This window comes from Micromonospora sp. DT228 (assembly GCF_049841595.1).
Classification (GTDB): Bacteria; Actinomycetota; Actinomycetes; order Mycobacteriales; family Micromonosporaceae; genus Micromonospora.
On the sequence record NZ_JBNCKO010000070.1, the window covers coordinates 1 to 387 of the forward strand.

Genomic DNA, 387 nt, shown 5'->3' on the forward strand with positions numbered 1-387 from the left:
GGGCTGGCCGTGGTGGCCTCGGGCCGGCGGTTGACCTTCGGGCAGTTGCTGACCCGGGCGTCGTTCGTCGCACACCGACTCGTGGACGCCGGCGTGAATCGGGGCGACCGGGTGGCCGTGGTCATCGACAAGTCGGTCGAGCAGATCGTGGCCGTCCTCGCCGTCGGGCTCGCCGGGGCGGCGTACGTGCCGGTGGACCCGTCGACTCCACCGGAGCGGCAGGAGTTCGTGCTCTCGCACGCCGAGTGCGCCGCCGTCCTGGTCCGCGCCGGCACAACCGGCCACCCCGGCTCGGGTCTACCCGTTGTGCTGGTGGACGCCGACGACGACACCGCGGTGGCGCTCACGCTGCCCGCCGTCGCCACCCAGGTACAACCCGACGAAATC

The 387-nt window shown here is 72.9% G+C and carries 1 protein-coding gene; it reads left to right on the top strand.

Annotation, left to right across the window (positions count from 1 at the left end; translation table 11 throughout):
* Positions 1–387: AMP-binding protein (locus tag ACLQ29_RS35450; RefSeq protein WP_425775712.1), on the top strand; the 387-nt coding region annotated here is incomplete at both ends.